This window comes from Rhizobium sp. WSM1328 (assembly GCF_057653715.1).
This window is the reverse complement of the sequence record NZ_JBYGKO010000003.1, coordinates 696,832-715,244: the sequence shown is the minus strand read 5'-3', so window position 1 is coordinate 715,244 and position 18,413 is coordinate 696,832. Positions and strand designations below refer to the sequence as shown.

The following is an 18,413-nucleotide window of genomic DNA, read 5'->3' as shown; positions in this document are numbered from 1 at the left end:
TGTGCCTTGGACCATTCTGTCGATAAAATCACCAAAACCGGAGAAATGTCGTCATTATCTCCGATTCTCTGAGTCTCACAAGGGAAATAGCGTTAACAGGAAGTCAACGCACAGCAGAAGTGCAGGTCATAGCGATTCTCTGTTAAAGGGAAGGTCGTGGTTTTCATATTCACAGATCATGTTGACTGCCGTCAAAACGGTCGATTTTCGCAACAAGCGCAATGGCTTAAAAGTTTTCGCGACTCAGGGTCTGTCTTTGCCGCTCAAAACGTGTCGCGACGGAGATCAGAGAGAGAATGCCGGCAATCGACCGATCGCCTGGCGTGAGATCCGAGACGCCGGCGAATCGCGGAGGCCGCATATCCTATCGCAAGCAGAAGAACTCTTATTCGGTCAAAAATGCGATCTCCGCGCCTCACCGTACTGTCGACGCCTTTGACCCTACCTCGGCAAGGATTGCAGAGGCCTGCTTGGAGAGGCGGCCGAAAAGGCGAGGCAGGCATCCGACGCATCTATTGGGGGTTCACCGGATCGCGATCGAGGGCCGGGCGGATCGATTGGACAAGCAAGCGTCCATTCCCAGCGCGGTTTGCCTAAACGACGGGGAAAACGACTCCGACATTATGCGGATAATCCATGCGATGGACTGTTGCACAGTGGTTCTCTCGACAGTTTCTGCCTGCCGTCGTCGGATAGCGATTTCACGCGGTTCGCCGCCCGGATCCGAGAGCAGGGCGTCGATGTTTTCACCTGTGGCGAGCAGAAGACCGGCCGAGAGTTTCCGACTGGCCTGCCAGCGGTTCATCTACACCGAGAACGTTCTTCCCCGGGCGAAACCATAGACGAGCAGAGCCCCGCGCCTGCCGACAACTCGTTGCAGCCAGCAACTGTGACCGTGCCGTTCATCAAAGGTGCTGTCACAAGAGAGCACCGAAGACCGACGTAGCAATCTGCGCACCGTCGGCTTCAGAACCTGGTGTCAGACTTCGACCCATGAACGTTTGGCTTTCGCAAACTCGGCGATCTCATCCGCAAGACAACCAGTTCGAGTTCCCCCAAGCCGCGGCCCGTCGGCATCCGGGTTGAACAGCAAGACCGAAGTCGCGCCGCCACTGTGAGGGGTCGGCGGGGCAGGGAAATGTTGGGATGGCTTTCGTGGAGTTCAGAAACGTCTATCAGTACAAGCGATAATAGGAGGGTTGCTTGGACCGAAAGTCCGGCAAGACTACGATCAAAGGGAAGACGCAATGGCGACCGGTACGGCAAAGTGGTTCAACGCAACGAATGGCTTCGGCTTCATCCGGCCGGACGACGGCAGTACCGATGTGTTCGTCCACATTTCGCGGTAGAGCGGGCTGACCTGCGTGGCCTCAAAGATGGTCGGAAGATTGCCTACTGTCCAGCCGATAGATGGGTAACAGATTGAACCGGATAGATGGGTTACAGTTCTCCCCCTTGTAGACCAGTGTCCGCCCCTGCGCCGGCTGGTCGGGGTTGCAGGGCGCTGGGGCGGACAAGCCGCTTGGTCTTCTTGTCGATGATGCCGAGCGGATGGGCATGGAAGCGTAGCGTCCAGATGCCCGCTTCACTCTCCTCGATCGCCACGACCTCGCCGGCCAGCGCTGCTGCGACATAGACGAGGTCACCGTTCCATTTGATCTCGCCATTGGAGCGCACCCGGCGCACCGCCGCCTCGGCCGGATAGTCCGGTTCAGGCAGGCGGTCGGGCAGGCGCCGCAGTGATGGTCGGTAATGATCAGCAGGCACGTCCATAGCGAGCGCCTCGTGTGGACGCTCGGCGTTGTAATTCTGGCGAAATGCGTCAAAGACCGCCTGCTGCGCGGCATGGTCGACCTCCGGCGCCATGGCCAGCGGCAGCATCGTCAGATGGAAGCGTTCGTGGCGGCCGTTCTGCTGCGGTTTGCCCGGCTGGATGCGCTCGAGGCCGATGCCGAGCTTGATGAACCGTACAGCAAGCGTCGTCAGCCCGGTGACGCCGATCGCCGCGAAGGGCGAACCGTTGTCGCTGCGAAAGCGCTCCGGCAGTCCGTGCTCGGCAAACAGCCGCTCGAACACCGGCCAGGCCTCTACCTCGGCCGGCGTCGCGCAGGCTTCCAGCGCCAGCAGAAAGCGGCTCGCCGTATCCATCACCGTCAGTGGCTCGCAGCGCCGCCCATCGCGGGTCCTGAACCAGCCCTTGTAATCGGCGCTCCACACCGCATTGGGCCCGTTGGCCGGCGCGAACGGGCCGCAACCAGCCGCCCGCCAGCGATGCCGCCGGCGCCCGACCAGCCCGTGTCGCTTCAGGATCTCGCCTATCGTCGAGGCCGCCGGCCAGCAAAGCTGCGGCGCCGACCGCTTCAGCCGCGCCAGCACCTTCTTCGGCCCCCACTGCGGATTCGCCTCCTTCTCCGCCACGATCCGCGCCACCAGCTCCGCCGCCGTTGCCCGCCCGTGCTCAAGCGGCGCCCGCGGCAGGTCGATAAGCCCCGCAGGGCCGAGCGCCCGATACCGCTCCAACCATTTGTAGCCCGTCTTGCGCGATATCCCGTAGGCCGCACACAGCGCCGTCATCGTCTCCTCGCCCGCAAGACATTCCCCAACAAAGCGCAGCCGCTCGTCCATGATGCCAGTCTCTCTCCAAACCATCGCCGGGCCCTCCCGGCTGCTAGAGAACTGTCACCTATGTAAACGGTCCGTTCTGTTACCTATCTATCCGGGTCGGACAGGTTCCGGCACCTGGCAGGGAGGGGAGAGACCTTGGAAAGAGGGCACCAGACTTCGCGACAAGCGAGATTGGAGGCGAGTGCCTCTAATTGGCCGGCGAGATGCTCGTGCTTTGCGACCTCCGACGGATGTGTCGAGCGCTATCTGTTTGGACGGCCGTGTTCGTCGTAGAGATCGTCATGGACGGAGGTCGGCCTGAACGGCGCCATGAACCGGCCGGGCCGCGAGATCCCCGATCGTGTCGATCGGATGGCGGTTCTTCCGCTGCCCTAGTGCGATGTCGTAACCCTCAAGCGCTTGCTCAAGGAGCTTCTCAACCTGCCTACTGGTGCGCCGTGCGGGCGAATGGGTAGTTCTTCGCCCTGGCGCAGAGGACGGAGAGCCGTTCGGAGATCGGTTTGCGCTCTGCGCTACAGATCTAAGAGCTTACATCTGAGCGCAAAGGCGGCTCATTACCGACACCTGCCCTATTGGTGGCAGAAGTAATAGGCCATATCGCTTCTAGTTAACGCGGGATTTACCATAATTTCAATGCGTTATGATGGTGATAAGTAGTCAAACGACGCTACGTGCTGACGGAGGACGGTGATCTTCACGTGCTGGACGTGATCAAGGGCGAGATCGTTCGCAAGGGTAAGGTCACGGAAGCCTACAGCAAGGACGGCCATTGGCGTGATCCGCGTCCGCGTCTCGCTGTTGCGGACGCCCATCTTGCCATTACCGATCCGCGGCATTCGCTGGTTCGCATCGTCGACGCCGAGAGCTTGAAGGAAGTTCGTGCGATCCCAGTCGAAGGCAAGCCCTTTACGATCGTTGCTGTAGGCGGCTCCGGCGCCTCGCATTGACGCGATGGCCTCGGTCCGGAAGCATTTGTTAGCTTCGGACCGAGCTCGTTCCATGGGGAGATGGCGATGCAGCATACCCTCGATGACGACCTGAAGCTCGCGAAAACCAGAGCCTGGTGCTCTCGATTCACGCCGGAAACAAAAGTTCAACGACGGTTCCCTTGCCCGGCAGCGAGGCAATGCGAGCGTCTCCACCGCTTTGGCGTACGAAGCCATAGACCACTGCAAGGCCAAGACCCGCGCCTCCTTCCGCGCCACGCGTGGTGAAATAGGGCTCGAACGCCTTGTCGACGGCCTCCGGCGACATACCGATGCCGTCATCCGTCACGCTGACGCTGACGCCAGCCTCGCTGCGGGAGCAACGAATAAGGATTGTTCCACCCGCTGGCATGGCCGCAGCGGCGTTGAGACAAAGATTGAGGATCGATTGCTCGAAGAGCGCCGTGTCGATGAAGACGATAGGCAGGTCGTCGGCAATTTCGAAGGCAAGCCGGCAATTTTCGCCGATCGCGATTTCCAGCACGTCGGCCATGCCGCGCAGCACGGCGCCAATCTCCACCGCGCCGGGATGGATCGGCTGCTGGCTGCCGATGGAAAGCATGCTCCCGGCCAGCGACCTGCCACGGTCGGCAGCTTTACGGATGCGGGCGAGGTGCCGTTTTTGCCGGTCATTGAAGCCGGTTTCGCGCTCCAGCAGGCCGAGGCTACCGGTGATGATGCCGATCATGTTGCCTACTTCGTGGCTCACCTGGTGGGTCATGCGCATGATGCCGTCGAGGCGTTGGATCTTTGCTGCCTCCGCCTCCTGCCGGTCTTTGTCGGTAATATCGCGCGCCAGCAGCACGATTCCGCCATCGGGCTGGCGCGACAGCGACACTTCCGTCACCCGCCCCACGTCGGAGCGGTGGCGCAGCACCGACCGGTCGGAGAGCAGACCGGCATCGTTTTCGGCCGGCAGGAGGGTCGGCTCGATCTCCGTTAGCGGCGCCACGAAACTGCGGAGCGGCAGTTTCCTGGCCGAACCAGACCAGCCGACCAGCTCGATGACACGCCGGTTCATGGTGATCGGCCGGCCGCGCGGATCAAACAACGCGATGCCCTCGTTCATGCTGCGGAAGGTGGAGCGGATGGTGCGTGCGGCGGCTTCCGCCGTGCGCCGCAGCTGCGTCACGCGCTCGACGCTCTCCCGGAACGCGCGGAAGGCTTCGAGCAGACGCACGAGCTCGGTTTCCGTGCCGTCATAGCGCGGCGTATCAACATCCTTGCGACCTTCTGCCAGCGCGTTCATGCCGTTCGAAAGGGAGACGATGCCGCGTGAGACGCGCATGACCGATCGGATCGAGACGATGGCCATTGCCAGCACCAGCAGCGAGGCGACGGCGACGATGACGAGGATGCGGCTCAAGGCATCGGAGGTCGAGATGAGGTCGTCACTGAGGCTGCGGGCGACGGCCTCGCTTTGGGTTTCAGTCGCATGCGACAGATCGCGCGAGACGTTGTGCAGGCGCGAGACGGCGGCGCGGATGGCGAACATTTCGAGGAGATACCGCGTCTGTGCCTCGAAGACCCGTTCGTAAGGCGCAAGCTCGGCGGCGGCAATCCGGGTGTCCGGCGCGGCACGTTCGAGGCGCGGGGCGGTTTCCGACACGTAGCGCCGCCGCAGTTCGCCGAGCTGAAAGAGGCTGTCCGAGTTGGAGGCGGATTGCACGATGGCGTTCAACCGACTGCGGAAACCGGCGTCTGCAATGCCGCTGCCGGTCGCGATCTCACCGAGCGCTGCTGCAGCCTCCGCCTTGTGCTGCTGGGCCGATTCTGCGTCGCCCGCAAGGGTGGTCGTTTGCGTGCGGATCGTTTCCAGCAGCTCGATGATGCGGCTACTCGCAAAACCCTGCACGGCAGCCCCGTCGTTTTCAGGTTGCATGGCGCGCAAAAGCGCGTCGACCTGCACGACGACCGAGCGGCTTTCGCTGGAGACCCGGTAGGGTGAGGTCGCATTCATCAGGAAGGGCGCACTGGAGACGAGATCGGAAACCTGCCGCGAGACCAGCGAGGCCTTGGCGAGACTTGAAAACGCCTGCAGGCCATAGGCGGCCATCTCTTGGCGCGCCCGCTGCAGGCCATAGACGGCAATGGTCGAAAGGCTGAAGACGAGCACGCAGATGAAGGCGATGGCGAAGGGCAGGCGAAAGGCGATGGAGGAGAGGAAGGGGCGGCTGATCACGGTGCGATCTCGCCATCGTCTGTGTCGAGAACATAGCCCTTGCCGCGGCGCGTCTTGATATGGCGCGGCAGGTCCGGATTGCGCTCGATCTTGCGACGCAGACGCAGCACGAGCACGTCGACATTGCGGTCGATATAGCGCTCGCTTTCCGCGCCCAATCGATCGAGGATATGCGCGCGGCTAACGGGTGTGTTGGGCGTTTCGGCGAGGATTTCGAGCAGCGCGAATTCGGCGCTCGTGAGCGACTTGGCAGGGTCGGTGCGGCAGATGGCGCGGCGGCCCTTGAGATCCACCGACCATTCGCCGAGCTTCAGGGATGTCGGTTCATGCTCCCGCTCGCTTTCCCGGTCCGGCTTCAGCGAGGGGATCGTCCGGCGCAGCACGGCCTTGATACGGGCAGTCAATTCGATAGGCTCGAAGGGTTTGACGACATAGTCGTCTGCCGCGGTTTCGAGACCGAGCACCCGGTCCACGGCGCTGCCGGCAGCCGTCACCATGACAATGCCGATATTGGCCTGCGCACGCAGGCGCTGCGCGAAGGTGCGGCCGGAGGTGCCGGGCAGGTTATGGTCGACGAGCACGAGATGCACGGTTTCGCGCGAAAGCACGATCGTGGCCTCTTCCGCGGACGGCGCGGTGAGCGCTGTCCATCCTTCCGCCTCAACGAGGTCGGAGATAAGCTCCGCCATGTCCGGATCGTCCTCGACGATCAGAATGGTTATCCTCTCATTCAACACATGCACGTCCTCCCGCGCCTATTATAGGCAGAGCCGCCACGATCTTCAAAGCGAGCTCTTGTTATGCGATTTGTCACATTTGTAACCTTTGTCATGTTTTCGACGATGAAGCCGCTCCCGCTGTAAGAACCGTAACCATTCTTCGATTGCGCAGCGAAACAGATGTGACATCCTGACTGCGGAGATTGGGACGCACCGTCCAATGGGAGGAAATTGTGAAAGGCATCACCGCTTTCAGCGCGGTAGCAGCTTTGTGGCTGGCAAGCGCCAGCACCGGCATGGCAGCCCCGTCGCTCACCGTTCTGTGCGGTGTGGACGAGATGTGGTGTGCCGCGATGAAGACGGCCTATGAGGCAAAGACCGGGCTCGAAATTTCGGTGACGCGCAAGAGCACCGGCGATATCCTCAATCAGATCCGCGCGGAGAAAGCGGCGCCTACCGTCGATGTCTGGTGGGGCGGCACCGGCGATACCCATCTGCAGGCCGGTTCTGAAAATCTTCTCGAACCGTATCAGCCTGCCCATGAGCGCGACATGCTGCCGTGGGCGCAGAACTTCTTTGCCATGTCCGGCGGCCGCTCGGCCGGCATTTATGCGGGGGCGCTCGGCTTTGCCTACAATGCCGACCTGCTGCGCGAGCTGAAGCTGCCCGCGCCGACCTGCTGGAAGGACCTCACGGACGTCGCCTATCGCGGCCGCATCCAGAGCGGCAATCCGAATTCGTCCGGCACCGCCTTCACGACGCTTGCGACGTTGGTGCAGCTCTTCGGCGAGGACGAGGCTTTCCGTTATCTCGCTGCGCTCAACCGCAATATCGAGCGTTACACCCCCTCGGGGGCTGCGCCCGTCAAGGCGGCGGCGCGCGGAGAAACGCTCATCGGCATTTCCTTCATGCATGACGCCGTCACGCAGAAGCAAGTCGGCTTTCCCCTCGTCATCGTCGCGCCCTGCGAGGGCACCGGATACGAGATCGGCGCCGTGAGCATCGTCAAAGGCGCACGAAATATCGAGGAAGCAAAGCGCTTCGTCGATTTCGCGCTGAGCCCGGAAGGGCAGGGTACAGGCGCGGCGTCGGGCCAAAACCAAGTGCCATCCAACGCGAAATCCAGCCTGCCGCTTGCAGCCCCGGATATCTCGATGATCAAGATGGTGGACTATGACTTTGCCACCTTCGGCTCGCCGGGTGAACGAAGTCGACTGCTCCGCAGGTTCGATGCGGAAATCGCCGTGACAAACTGATCAAGGTCTTTCGACAAACCACAATCCGAAAACATGCACACGCCGCCGCGGGCAGGCCGATGGCCGCGCTGTGTCTTGTTCGTGCGAGAATTAACCCAGGCAACAGGAGGATGCCCCAATGAAAATGAAGACCCTTTCCCTCATGCTCTTCGCCGGCACGGCGCTCGGTGCGCTACCGGCGCAGGCGGCCGGCGAACTCAACCTCATCTGCTCGGCGGACGTCGTGATCTGCGAGCAGATGAAGGGCGATTTCGAGAAGTCGCATAGCGACATCAAGGTGAACATGGTTCGCCTCTCGTCGGGCGAGACCTATGCCAAGGTGCGCGCCGAGTCTCGTAACCCGAAGACCGACATCTGGTGGGCTGGCACAGGCGATCCGCATCTCCAGGCGGCATCGGAAAATTTGACGCTGGAATACAAGTCGTCGAAACTCGACGAACTCAACGACTGGGCGAAGAAGCAGGCAGAAAGCTCCGGTTACAAGACCGTCGGCGTTTATGCCGGCGCGCTCGGCTGGGGCTACAACACGGAAATCTTCAAGACCAAGGGCTACAAGGAGCCAGTCTGCTGGGCCGACCTTTTGGCACCGGAACTGAAGGGTGAAATTCAAATCGCGAACCCGAATTCTTCCGGCACCGCTTACACGGCGCTCGCCTCTCTCGTGCAGATCATGGGCGAGGACCAGGCTTTCGACTACCTGAAGAAGCTGAACGGCAACATATCGCAATATACCAAGTCCGGATCGGCACCCGTCAAGGCCGCAGCACGCGGCGAGACGGCGCTCGGCATCGTCTTCGTGCACGATGCGGTGGCGCAGACGGCTGAAGGCTTCCCGGTCAAGTCGATCACGCCTTGCGAAGGTACCGGCTACGAGATCGGCTCCATGTCGATCATCAAGGGCGCCCGCAACCTCGAAAATGCGAAGGTCTGGTACGACTGGGCGCTGACGGCGGAAGTCCAGTCGCGCATGAAGGATGCCAAGTCTTTCCAGCTGCCTTCCAACAAGAGCGCCGTAATCCCGAAGGAGGCGCCGCGCTTCGAGGACATCAAGCTGATCGACTACGACTTCAAGACCTATGGCGACCCAGCAAAGCGCAAGGCACTGCTGGAACGCTGGGATCGGGAAATCGGCGCCGCCGCCAACTGATGCCCTGACCGGCGGCGCCCGTCTCCCCGGGCGCCGCCTCCTCACACTCAAAGACAGCGAGGTCAGCCATGAGACATGGCAATCGTAGGCTGGACATCGTCCTTGTCCTCGGCGCGGTCGCATTGACCCTATTGCCCTGGTATCGGATCGAGAACGGCTTCTTCGGACTCGGTTGGCTGGCCGCTTTCCCCCTTTCTCCGGAGGCCGCCCCCGGTATCGTGCAGATTTTCGCGCATGGCCGGCTGTGGCTTGCCGGTGCGCTCGTGCTCTTTCTTCTGGCGATCGTGGCCCGCGGCATGGCAGACCCGATGCGCCGCGGCGCCGCGCTCGCCTGGACCGGCGCGATCGGTGTTCTCTTCCTGTCGCTCCAGGGCCTCGCCATCGGCTTGTCCGGCTGGACCTGGACGGTGAGCGAAACGCTCTTCGGCACACTCTCGAACGGCCAGGCTTCCATGGGGGCGGGTGCGGTGCTCTCTGCTATCACCTTCATGCTGCTCTTCGCCTTCGGCCTTGCCGAGCGCGGTGTCATGAAGGGCGACGCCTTTGTCGTCAGCGCGATTGCGCTGCTCGTCTTCCTCGTCGCAGTCTTCGTCTTCTACCCGATCGGCAGCATGTTCGTCGGCTCGGTGCAGGATTTCGATGGGTCTTTCAATGCGGATAACTTCATCCGCAACGTGCAGGATCCAAGCATCTGGAGCCTCAATTGCCTGATCGGCGCCGGTCGCTGCGGCGTCGCCTGGCGTACGCTCTGGCTCGCCATCATGAGCGGCCTCGGCTCGACCCTGCTCGGCCTCGCCTTCGCGCTCGTCGCCACCCGCACGCGCTTTCCCTTCAAGAAGGGCCTTCGGCTGCTGACGATCCTGCCGATCATCACTCCACCCTTCGTCATCGGTCTGGCGCTCACCCTGCTCTTCGGTCGCGCCGGTGTCGTCACGCAGGGGCTGTCGCAACTGTTCGGCTTCGAGCCCGGGCGCTGGCTCTACGGCCTCACCGGCATCTGGATCGCGCAGGTGCTGTCCTTCACGCCGATCTCCTTCCTCGTGCTGATCGGGGTCGTCGAGGGCGTCAGCCCGTCGATGGAGGAGGCGTCCACGACGCTGCGCGCCGACCGTTGGCGCACGTTCTGGCGGGTCTCGCTGCCGCTGATGAAGCCCGGTCTCGCCAACGCCTTCCTCATCGGCTTCATCGAAAGCATGGCCGACTTCGGCAATCCGCTGGTGCTCGGCGGCAGCAATGGCGTGCTCTCGACGGAAATCTTCTTTGCCGTGGTCGGGTCGCAGAACGATCCGTCGCGCGCCGCCGTGCTCGCCACGGTGCTGTTGCTCTTCACGCTCTCCGCCTTCCTCGCCCAGCGCGTCTGGCTGTCGGGCAAGAACTACGCCACCGTCACCGGCAAGGGCGATAGCGGATCGCATATTGCTCTGCCGCGCGGGCTGTCGATCGGCGTTCACGCCGTCGTCATCCCGTGGATTCTCTTCACGCTCGTCATCTACGGCATGATCCTGATCGGCGGTTTCGTGAAGACCTGGGGTCTCGACAACTCGTTGACGCTCGACCACTACGCCAAGGCCTTCTCGATCAGCTTCGAAAATGGGATTGCCTGGACGGGCGTCGCCTGGAACTCGTTCTGGACAACGATAGAAATCGCGTTGGTGTCTGCCCCGCTGACCGCCGCCGTCGGCCTGCTGACGGCTTATATTATCGTGCGTCAAAAATTCGTCGGCAAGAATGCCTTCGAGTTCGCCCTGATGATGAGCTTTGCCATTCCAGGCACAGTCATCGGCGTCAGCTACATCATGGCCTTCAATCTGCCGCCCTTGGAAATGACCGGCTCGGCCCTCATCTTGATCGCCTGCTTCGTCTTCCGCAACATGCCGGTCGGCGTGCGCGGCGGCATCGCGGCGATGAGCCAGCTCGACAAGAGCCTGGATGAGGCCTCCCTGACGCTCCGGGCCAACAGCTTCCGTACGATCCGCAAGGTCATCCTGCCGCTCTTACGCCCGGCCATCACCGCCGCGCTCGTCTATTCCTTCGTGCGCGCGATCACCTCCATCAGCGCCGTCATCTTCCTCGTCAGCGCCGAGTACAACATGGCGACCTCCTACATCGTCGGCCTCGTCGAGAACGGGGAATACGGTGTGGCCATCGCCTATTCCACCATGCTGATCGTCGTGATGATCACCGTCATCGCCGGCTTCCAGCTCATCGTCGGCGAACGGCGCCTGCGCCGTGAAAACCGCGTCGCCGGCCTCGCCACATCCGCTTCCTCTCGCCAGGAGAAAATCGCATGATCAACCCCAAAGCCGGTTCCGTCGTCTTCCAGAACGTGCGCAAAACGTTTGGAGCCTTCACCGCCATTCCGGACCTCTCGCTCACCATCGAGCGCGGCACGCTCGTCACCCTGCTTGGCCCTTCCGGCTGCGGCAAGACGACGACGCTGCGCATGCTTGCAGGCCTCGAACATCCTTCGGCCGGAAAAGTCCTGATCGGCGGCAAGGACGTCACCATGCTGCCGGCCAATGAGCGCGATGTTTCGATGGTCTTCCAGTCCTATGCGCTCTTTCCGCACATGAATGCGCGCGACAACGTCGCCTATGGCCTGGAATCCTCCGGCTTCAACCGCAAGGAAGCGCGCGAGAAGGCAGAGGAGGGGCTGGCGCTGGTCGGCCTTGCCGGCATGGGCCATCGCCTGCCCGCCGAACTCTCCGGCGGCCAGCAGCAGCGCGTCGCCGTCGCCCGCGCGCTGGTGCTGGAGCCGCAGGTGCTGCTGCTCGACGAGCCGCTTTCCAACCTCGATGCGCGCCTGCGCCGCAAGGTACGCACAGATATCCGCGAACTCCAGCAGCGTCTCGGCTTCACCGCCGTCTATGTCACGCACGATCAGGACGAGGCGCTTGCCGTGTCCGACCGCATCATTATCATGAAGGATGGCGAAGTTGCCCAGTCCGGCGCCCCGCGCGACCTCTATGAATCGCCGGCTTCCGCCTTCATCGCTGATTTCATGGGAGAGGCGAATGTCATCCCATGCGAGGTGGTTGGCATCGATGGCGCAGATGCTGACATCCGCATTGGCGGTTTCAAACATCGTGTGCCGGCGGGTAGGGCGACGCCGGGCGCGGCGAGCCTTGCCGTTCGTCCCGGCGCGATCGCGCTCTCCGAGGGAGGGGGGCACGGGCTTGCCGGCCGCATCCTCCATTCGGCCTATCTCGGAGATCATGTCGAGTACGAGGTCGAAACCGACGTCGGCACGCTCTTCATCGTCGACCACGCCGTCGACCGTATCCTACCGGTCGCCTCCGACGCCACGCTCGGCTTCCGAAGTCGCGGCATCGCCCTTATCAGCACGTGAGAGCCTCTGACACGAGGCCCTGGGCCGAGGCGCGTTCGATGCCCGTCGACCAGGACGATTACGCCTGAATGGAGCCTCGCGTCAAACCGATGTTCGCCCGCCGGAAGGATGAGGTATGATTGATATTCTATCGCTGGAAAATGATTTCGAGGCCGTGATTTTTGATTGCGACGGCACACTTGTTCACACGCCCCCTGTCTATGCGGACGCATGGGCGGCCGGCTTTGCCCTTTCCGGCAAACCGATGAGTGAGGCTTGGTATTTGATGCGGGCCGGAATGTCTGAAGTGGTTCTTATGGACGCCTTTGAGCGAGAATTCGACGTTGTGCTCGATCGCGCATCCGTCATCGCCACCATGCGATCGCACTTTCTCCAGAATGTCCACAATGTGCGCGAAGTTCGCGCGGTTGCTGCAACCGTTCGCCGGTTGGCCGGCTTGCGTCCCATGGCTGTTGCATCCGGCGGTTCGCGAGAAATTGTCACAGCGACCCTACAAGGAACGGGCCTGCGGGAGTATTTCGACCAGGTGGTCACGATCGATGACGTGCCAAATCCAAAGCCGGCGCCGGACCTGTTTCTGCAGGCGGCCGCTTTGTTGGGAATAGAACCAGCCCGGTGTGTCGTGTTTGAAGATAGCGAACAAGGTCTTGAAGCAGCTCGACGGGCGGGTATGAGCGCCATTGATGTGAATCGACTTGATCTCCATGAGCAGCAACAGCTTGCAGATGAATGCCTGAGCATTCGGTCGGTGCAGGCGCATTAATCCTGCGGCAGGTTTTGTCCTAAAGAACCGCCGGGGCCGGCTCTTGCACGCAATTGCAATTTGTGCACAGTCCGGGCAAAGGGAGTTGCCGGTGGTCATGAAGGATTTTGTCAGCGCGCAGGAGGTTGCTGAGAAAGCGGGCGTTTCGCGCTCGGCGGTATCGCGTGCCTTTACCCCGGGTGCCAGTGTATCGGCGAAGACGCGCAGACGCGTGATGGATGCGGCCGAGGCGCTTGGCTACCACGTCAATCATCTGGCCCGGGGGCTGATGACGAATGAAAGCGGCATCGTTTGTCTTATCGTGTCGGAACTCGGAACGCCCTTTCGCTCATCTCTGATCCGGGCGATCACGCAGCAGCTTCAGAATAGTGGAAAGATTGCCATGCTCATTAACACCGACCGTTCCGACGGCAGTGTGGATCGGGCGCTGCGCCAGGCAATTCACTACCGGGCCGATGCGTCGATCATCCTATCCGGACTGCCGGACAAGTCGATCACACAGCTCTGCCTGAGGAATGGTCAACGCCTTGTCCTCATCAACCGTGATGACGACCAGCCGGGGCCGCTGCGCATCAACATCGACGACCAGGAGGCCGCTAGCCGCATCCTCACCGCCTTCATGCGTGCAGGCTGCCAACAACTGGCATTCGCCAATTCCGAGGTCGGAACACCGAGCCTGATGGCGCGCGAGCGCGGTTTCGTTGCGGCGGCTGCGGCCCTCGGCATCGAGGTTGCGGTCGAGCGTCATGGCTCGACTGGCTACGAGGCTGGAAAGGTGGTTGCCCAGAGGCTGCTGACGCGCACGAATCGGCCCGACGCGATCTTCTGCGCCAACGATCTGCTCGCCTGCGGCGTCATGGATGCCGCGCGCCATCAGTTCAAGATCTCTGTTCCTGACCAGCTTTGCATTGCAGGTTTCGACGATATCGAGCAGGCGTCGTGGTCTTCCTACGATCTGACGACCTTCGCACAGCCGGTTGAGATGGTGGCGCGCGAAGCGGTCGCGTTTCTAGCTGCTCCTACCCTTCCGGAAGATGCCGGTGAGGTTAGGTCTCTGAAACTTCATGCCGAACTGGTCTGGCGCGGCTCGATCCGCGGCGGGTGACATATTCCCCCGTCAAACCCTCGCGCGAGTAACCTGGAAAGGCTTCATATCCGTCCTCGGGAAACACATGAAGAACGACGATAAACGCCAGAAAAACAAAGCCGCGGGTTTGCTGCACCAACTTGCGCTCGTGCCCGAGACCTTGTTCAAGGGAGCCTTTCTGCAGCAATATGGCGCGGTCTGCTTTCGCTATCTCGGCGACGAGGACAAGGTCGAGATCCTGTTGGTCACGTCGCGTCAAAGTCGTCGATGGGTCATCCCCAAGGGCTGGCCGATGAGGAGAAAGAAGCCATTCGAAACGGCTGCCACTGAAGCCTGGGAGGAAGCTGGTGTTCAAGGGAGCGTGCGCAAGAAGCCGATTGGCCGATACACCTATCTCAAGCAACTTGGTCCTGACGTGGTTTCGCCATGCATGGTCGACCTGTTTCAGATCGAGGTCGAACGCCTGACGGACGACTTCAAGGAGCGTGGCGAGCGGGTTCTCGTCTGGGTCTCTCCCGATGAGGCAGCCCGGCGCGTGCGTGAACTTGAACTCAAATCGCTCCTCGTGTCGTTTCGACCACATCGACCGAGAGTAAAGATAAAAAATAGGTAGTGAGGGCCGTCCTCGGGCCTTCTGACTGTTCAGACATCCATTTTCCCAGCACGAAGCAGGCGCCGACATTCAAACAGTCTTTCGAAACAGATAGAGCTTGGCTTCATATATTTGGCCCGGCATATCCAGCCATGAACAGGAACCGATACGGCCATGGATCCATCTTCAATCATGAAAACGTCAGAGCAAGGCGCGGGACCGGACATCATCACAGTCGATTCGCGGGAGGTCTATGCCAACCGGTGGATGACGGTCCGCGAGGACAAGATCCTGCGCCGTGACGGGTCGCCCGGGCTCTACGGCTATGTCGACAAACCCGACTTCGTGATGATCCTGCCCTTCGACCGGGGTCTCGTTCACCTCGTTCAACAATTCCGATATCCGATCAAGTCGCGCCAATGGGAATTTCCTCAGGGAAGCTGGGAGGAGAAACCGGACGCCGATCCCGGCGAACTCGCCCGCGGCGAATTGCAGGAGGAAACCGGGTTGATTGCGGGCTCATTGATCAGGATCGGCACTATCTACCCACTTTATGGAACGGTGACCCAGAGATGCCATGTCTTCTTCGCGACGGATCTCACGCCAGGGGATAACAAGCTCGAGCATGAAGAACAGGACCTCGTTCGCGCCACCGTTTCGGTTGATGAGCTGCAACGGATGATCCTCGACGGCGATCTCCAGGATGCGGGCACGATTGCCGCTTTCGGGCTTGCCAGGCTGCGGAAGCTTCTGTGACAGCCTCGTCACGATATGTGACGAGGGGAGAACTTTTGCACGTAATCCGCGCAGGCTATGCATGTGCTTCTAAAGATCGCGAGCGGGTATGAAACGGATTGTATTATTCTCGGGCGGCAGCGCCTGTCGATCGATCAATGTGGCGCTGTGCCAACGTGGAGCCGATGTCACCCGCGTCGTGCCTGCTTGGGATAGCGGCGGCAGCTCGAAAGTTATTCGCGAGCGGCTCTCCATCCTCTCAGTGGGAGACATCCGCCAGGCTCTGATGACGATGGCACATGGAGAAGGCTGCGCCGGTGACGTCGTCAAGATCTGCAACGCCCGGGTATCGGCCAATCTTGGCTTTGACGATGCCCGCAAGGAATTCCTCTTCTACGCCGAAGGCCGTCATCCGTTGCTCGAGAGAATGGAGCCGGGCCTGCGCGGTGCAATCCTGAATTATCTGAACACATTCGCCACTTCTGTTGGTCGAGATTTCGACTTCAGGCACGGCAGCGTCGGGAACTTCATTCTGACGGGCGCCTGCGTGGCGCATAATGGAGACGTCAACACGGCGATCTTCGTGTTCAGAAAGCTGTGCGGCATCGTCGGAAACGTATGGCCTTCGTCCTGTGACAACGACTTGGTTCTCTCCGCAACTCTGAGGGACGGTCGGAGGCTTGCGCCGCAGGACGTCATCACATCGATGGGGGCAGGGGATGCAAAGGTTGGGATCGCAGAGGTCGAGCTGGCTGGCGCCGATCAGGCCCCGCCGGTTGCCAACTCGGCTGTGCTGGACGCCGTTGGCCGGGCGGACCTGATTGCCATCGGTCCGGGCAGTCTCTACACAAGTATCCTTCCTCATCTTCTGGTGACGGGCCTCGTTTCAGCTATCGAGAAGGCCAACTGCCCGAAAGTCTTCATCGGCAACATCCTGCAATGCCGGGAGACCATGGGACTAACGCTCGAAGACGTCCTGGCGGCCGCGGATCTGCATGCGCGCAAGGGCGGCGGAACCTCGAATCTGTTCACCTTCGTTCTCGCAAACAGGATGCTGTTTCCCTTCGAGAAGACGGTCGGAACGTTTCCCTATCTCAGAGAGAAACCGCAGGAAAAGAACGGGCGTCACATCATCAAGGGCGAATTCGAAGATGCCTGGAGCCGCGGTCAGCATGACGGTGATGCAACCGCTGCAGCCTTGCTGAAAATCGCATCCGGAGACGCTTCAGATGCATGAGATAATAAGTAGGGTCGACGAGGTCAGGCGCCTCAAGGGTTTCCTGACCATTGCGCAAACGCTGCAGCTTGCAGATTTGGGCGTCACGGTCATCGATCCGTTTTCGACCTTGATTTCCTCTCGCGCCAGCCTGGGGTCTGGCGTCTTCCTCTGGCCTAATGTGACAATCGAGGTCGGCCCGGAGGGATCGGTCAGCATTGGCGCGTCGACCGTGCTTCACAGCGGCGTGCGGATCGAGGCCGGGGCCGGTTCGATTGCCATAGGCGCAAACGGCGATCTCGGTCGGGAGGGGGGCTTTACCCTTGTGGTTGGCGCACAGAGTGACAAAATCGATGTCGGAAACGATGTCCGGTTGAATGGCGGCGGTTCGATTACCCAGAGCGCAACGCTTGGCAACGGCGCGCAGGTTCTTGGTCCGATCCGCATCCAGAATTGCCAGCTTGGCGGCGGCGGCTCCTTTCGCGAGCGTGATCCGGACAAGCGAGGAGCAGTCCTGAAAGGCAGCGGGGTTGCCAGAAACATCGATCTCCCGGCGGGCATGGTCATTCAGGCATTTGGGCTGTTTTCCGAGGCGCCGAAGCGGTGGCAGAGCTATTTTCATCCCCAGAAAGACGAGCGATCCTAAGCCGCTGTGGAAGAGGGGCGACATCGATTGGGCTTCAACATTCCAGAGGCCGGCAGATGGTCGGGCGCGCTTGCAACCATCAAGGAAAACGGACGAACAGAACCGAGTGATCACCAGCGATCGCAGGACTTGACCCGATTGCACGCGCGTGCAAATATGAGCGCGCGTGCAAAACACCTGAGGGGAATCATATGCATTCAGTATCCGATGCAGCCTTGGCCGAAACCCGCGCGGATTATTGCCGCGCCGTCATCCGCACTGCCGGGGATCTGGTTCTCAAAGGCTTTCATGCCGGAGTGGCAACCGGTCTGTCGATGAAGGGGCCACAAGATTACCTGACGGAAACGGATGCCGCGTCCGAGGCCTTGATCCGCGACAGCATCCTGGCTCGCTTTCCGGGCGACAGCTTCTTTGGAGAAGAAGGCGGCGGCGCAATCGGTGAGCGCGTTTGGGTCGTCGACCCGGTCGACGGTACAGCCAATTTCGCGCGCGGTATTCCGCATTTCTGCATCTCGATCGCCTACGTAGAAAAGGGTGTGACGGAATTTGGCGCCATCTATAACCCCGCGCTCGATGAGTTGTATTTCGCAGAACGCGGCCGCGGCGCCAGTTTGAACGGCAAGACGATTCGGGTCGCTGCGACACACCGTTACGATGCCACTACCATCGAAATGGGGTGGTCGACGCGCGTTGCGAACGAGACCTACCTCGAGGTCGTGAAAGGATTGCTTGATCTCGGCACAAACGTCCGAAGGGCGGGCTCGGGTGCATTGGCTCTGGCCTATGTGGCCGACGGCCGCTCCGACGGATATGTCGAACTGCACATGAATTCCTGGGACTGCCTGGCCGGCCTTCTCCTCGTCAGCGAGGCGGGGGGCGATGTCTGCCCCTTCCTCGATATCGGCAGCCTGGAAAAGGGTGGTCCCGTCCTTGCCGCCGCTCCAGCCATTGCCGCAGGGATCAGCAAGGTCGCCAAAATCCCGCTTTCGACGGCAGGCAATTCGCCTGAGAAAGCACACTTGGGTGGCCCCGGGGCTCTCGCAGGAGCTTGAGAACAAGCTCAATCCGCCGGTAGCGGCGACAGGCGCACGCGGCGCGAAGGAGGACTTG

General features: G+C 61.3%; 15 protein-coding genes and 2 pseudogenes. 14 read left to right on the top strand and 3 right to left on the bottom strand.

The window, feature by feature from the left end; all coding sequences use genetic code 11:
• The first annotated feature begins 589 nt into the window (after positions 1 to 589).
• A complete protein-coding gene (locus tag AC2444_RS31055) occupies positions 590 to 946 on the top strand; it encodes an NYN domain-containing protein (protein ID WP_442136488.1) in 357 nt (118 codons plus the stop codon).
• Between the two features lie 301 nt (positions 947 to 1,247).
• Positions 1,248 to 1,426: pseudogene (locus AC2444_RS31050) on the top strand (cold-shock protein).
• A gap of 14 nt (positions 1,427 to 1,440) precedes the next feature.
• Here the strand turns inward: AC2444_RS31050 and AC2444_RS31045 are convergent.
• Positions 1,441 to 2,649, bottom strand: coding sequence for a helix-turn-helix domain-containing protein (locus tag AC2444_RS31045; protein ID WP_012757661.1), 1,209 nt, complete (start codon positions 2,647 to 2,649; stop codon positions 1,441 to 1,443).
• Between the two features lie 644 nt (positions 2,650 to 3,293).
• On the opposite strand from AC2444_RS31045, the pseudogene AC2444_RS31040 reads away from it, so the two are divergent.
• A pseudogene (locus tag AC2444_RS31040) lies at positions 3,294 to 3,572 on the top strand (hypothetical protein); the annotation flags it as partial.
• A 127-nt stretch (positions 3,573 to 3,699) separates the two neighbouring features.
• On the opposite strand, the gene AC2444_RS31035 reads toward AC2444_RS31040, so the two are convergent.
• Together AC2444_RS31035 and AC2444_RS31030 are read right to left on the bottom strand one after the other, a co-directional pair.
• On the bottom strand, positions 3,700 to 5,793 hold the full coding sequence (locus AC2444_RS31035; protein WP_128450441.1) for an ATP-binding protein: 2,094 nt from the start codon (positions 5,791 to 5,793) through the stop codon (positions 3,700 to 3,702).
• Positions 5,790 to 6,530 (bottom strand): response regulator, encoded by a 741-nt coding sequence (locus tag AC2444_RS31030; protein WP_012759964.1) that lies wholly within the window; start codon positions 6,528 to 6,530, stop codon positions 5,790 to 5,792. The genes AC2444_RS31035 and AC2444_RS31030 overlap by 4 nt, the downstream gene beginning before the upstream one ends.
• A 215-nt stretch (positions 6,531 to 6,745) precedes the next feature.
• Here AC2444_RS31030 and AC2444_RS31025 point away from each other — a divergent pair, with 215 nt between their 5' ends.
• From AC2444_RS31025 to AC2444_RS30975, 11 genes are all read left to right on the top strand, one after another.
• Positions 6,746 to 7,768 (top strand): ABC transporter substrate-binding protein, encoded by a 1,023-nt coding sequence (locus tag AC2444_RS31025; protein WP_012759965.1) that lies wholly within the window; start codon positions 6,746 to 6,748, stop codon positions 7,766 to 7,768.
• Positions 7,769 to 7,886: 118 nt separating this feature from the next.
• A complete protein-coding gene (locus AC2444_RS31020; RefSeq protein WP_012759966.1) occupies positions 7,887 to 8,915 on the top strand; it encodes an ABC transporter substrate-binding protein in 1,029 nt (342 codons plus the stop codon).
• Between the two features lie 68 nt (positions 8,916 to 8,983).
• The gene (locus tag AC2444_RS31015; protein WP_012759967.1) at positions 8,984 to 11,206 is read left to right on the top strand and encodes an ABC transporter permease; all 2,223 of its coding nucleotides are present in this window, start codon (positions 8,984 to 8,986) and stop codon (positions 11,204 to 11,206) included.
• Positions 11,203 to 12,264: an ABC transporter ATP-binding protein gene (locus AC2444_RS31010; protein WP_012759968.1), complete on the top strand. Its 1,062-nt coding sequence runs from the start codon at positions 11,203 to 11,205 to the stop codon at positions 12,262 to 12,264. Before AC2444_RS31015 ends, AC2444_RS31010 begins: the two co-directional genes overlap by 4 nt.
• Before the next feature lie 115 nt (positions 12,265 to 12,379).
• Positions 12,380 to 13,027: an HAD family hydrolase gene (locus AC2444_RS31005; protein WP_017997282.1), complete on the top strand. Its 648-nt coding sequence runs from the start codon at positions 12,380 to 12,382 to the stop codon at positions 13,025 to 13,027.
• 97 nt (positions 13,028 to 13,124) lie between these two features.
• On the top strand, positions 13,125 to 14,132 hold the full coding sequence (locus AC2444_RS31000) for a LacI family DNA-binding transcriptional regulator (RefSeq protein ID WP_012759970.1): 1,008 nt from the start codon (positions 13,125 to 13,127) through the stop codon (positions 14,130 to 14,132).
• 67 nt (positions 14,133 to 14,199) lie between these two features.
• Positions 14,200 to 14,727 (top strand): NUDIX hydrolase, encoded by a 528-nt coding sequence (locus AC2444_RS30995; protein ID WP_128450442.1) that lies wholly within the window; start codon positions 14,200 to 14,202, stop codon positions 14,725 to 14,727.
• Positions 14,728 to 14,880: 153 nt separating this feature from the next.
• On the top strand, positions 14,881 to 15,462 hold the full coding sequence (locus AC2444_RS30990) for an NUDIX domain-containing protein (protein ID WP_012759972.1): 582 nt from the start codon (positions 14,881 to 14,883) through the stop codon (positions 15,460 to 15,462).
• A gap of 88 nt (positions 15,463 to 15,550) precedes the next feature.
• Positions 15,551 to 16,678, top strand: coding sequence for a gluconeogenesis factor YvcK family protein (locus AC2444_RS30985; protein WP_113548586.1), 1,128 nt, complete (start codon positions 15,551 to 15,553; stop codon positions 16,676 to 16,678).
• Positions 16,679 to 16,754: 76 nt separating this feature from the next.
• Positions 16,755 to 17,303 carry a hypothetical protein gene (locus AC2444_RS30980; RefSeq protein ID WP_245274069.1) on the top strand — a complete coding sequence of 183 codons (549 nt, stop codon included), beginning with the start codon at positions 16,755 to 16,757 and terminating at the stop codon, positions 17,301 to 17,303.
• 191 nt (positions 17,304 to 17,494) lie between these two features.
• Entirely contained in the window at positions 17,495 to 18,355 is an 861-nt protein-coding gene (locus AC2444_RS30975) for an inositol monophosphatase family protein (protein ID WP_017997276.1), read from the top strand.
• Positions 18,356 to 18,413: the final 58 nt, after the last annotated feature.

Bases quoted from the DNA above. Each gene is read 5' to 3' on its own strand.
- AC2444_RS31045 (WP_012757661.1), bottom strand. From the start codon at position 2,649: ATGGTTTGGAGAGAGACTGGCATCATGGACGAGCGGCTGCGCTTTGTT.
- AC2444_RS31020 (WP_012759966.1), top strand. From the start codon at position 7,887: ATGAAAATGAAGACCCTTTCCCTCATGCTCTTCGCCGGCACGGCGCTC.
- AC2444_RS31015 (WP_012759967.1), top strand. From the start codon at position 8,984: ATGAGACATGGCAATCGTAGGCTGGACATCGTCCTTGTCCTCGGCGCG.
- AC2444_RS31010 (WP_012759968.1), top strand. From the start codon at position 11,203: ATGATCAACCCCAAAGCCGGTTCCGTCGTCTTCCAGAACGTGCGCAAA.
- AC2444_RS31005 (WP_017997282.1), top strand. From the start codon at position 12,380: ATGATTGATATTCTATCGCTGGAAAATGATTTCGAGGCCGTGATTTTT.
- AC2444_RS31000 (WP_012759970.1), top strand. From the start codon at position 13,125: ATGAAGGATTTTGTCAGCGCGCAGGAGGTTGCTGAGAAAGCGGGCGTT.
- AC2444_RS30995 (WP_128450442.1), top strand. From the start codon at position 14,200: ATGAAGAACGACGATAAACGCCAGAAAAACAAAGCCGCGGGTTTGCTG.
- AC2444_RS30990 (WP_012759972.1), top strand. From the start codon at position 14,881: ATGGATCCATCTTCAATCATGAAAACGTCAGAGCAAGGCGCGGGACCG.
- AC2444_RS30985 (WP_113548586.1), top strand. From the start codon at position 15,551: ATGAAACGGATTGTATTATTCTCGGGCGGCAGCGCCTGTCGATCGATC.
- AC2444_RS30975 (WP_017997276.1), top strand. From the start codon at position 17,495: ATGCATTCAGTATCCGATGCAGCCTTGGCCGAAACCCGCGCGGATTAT.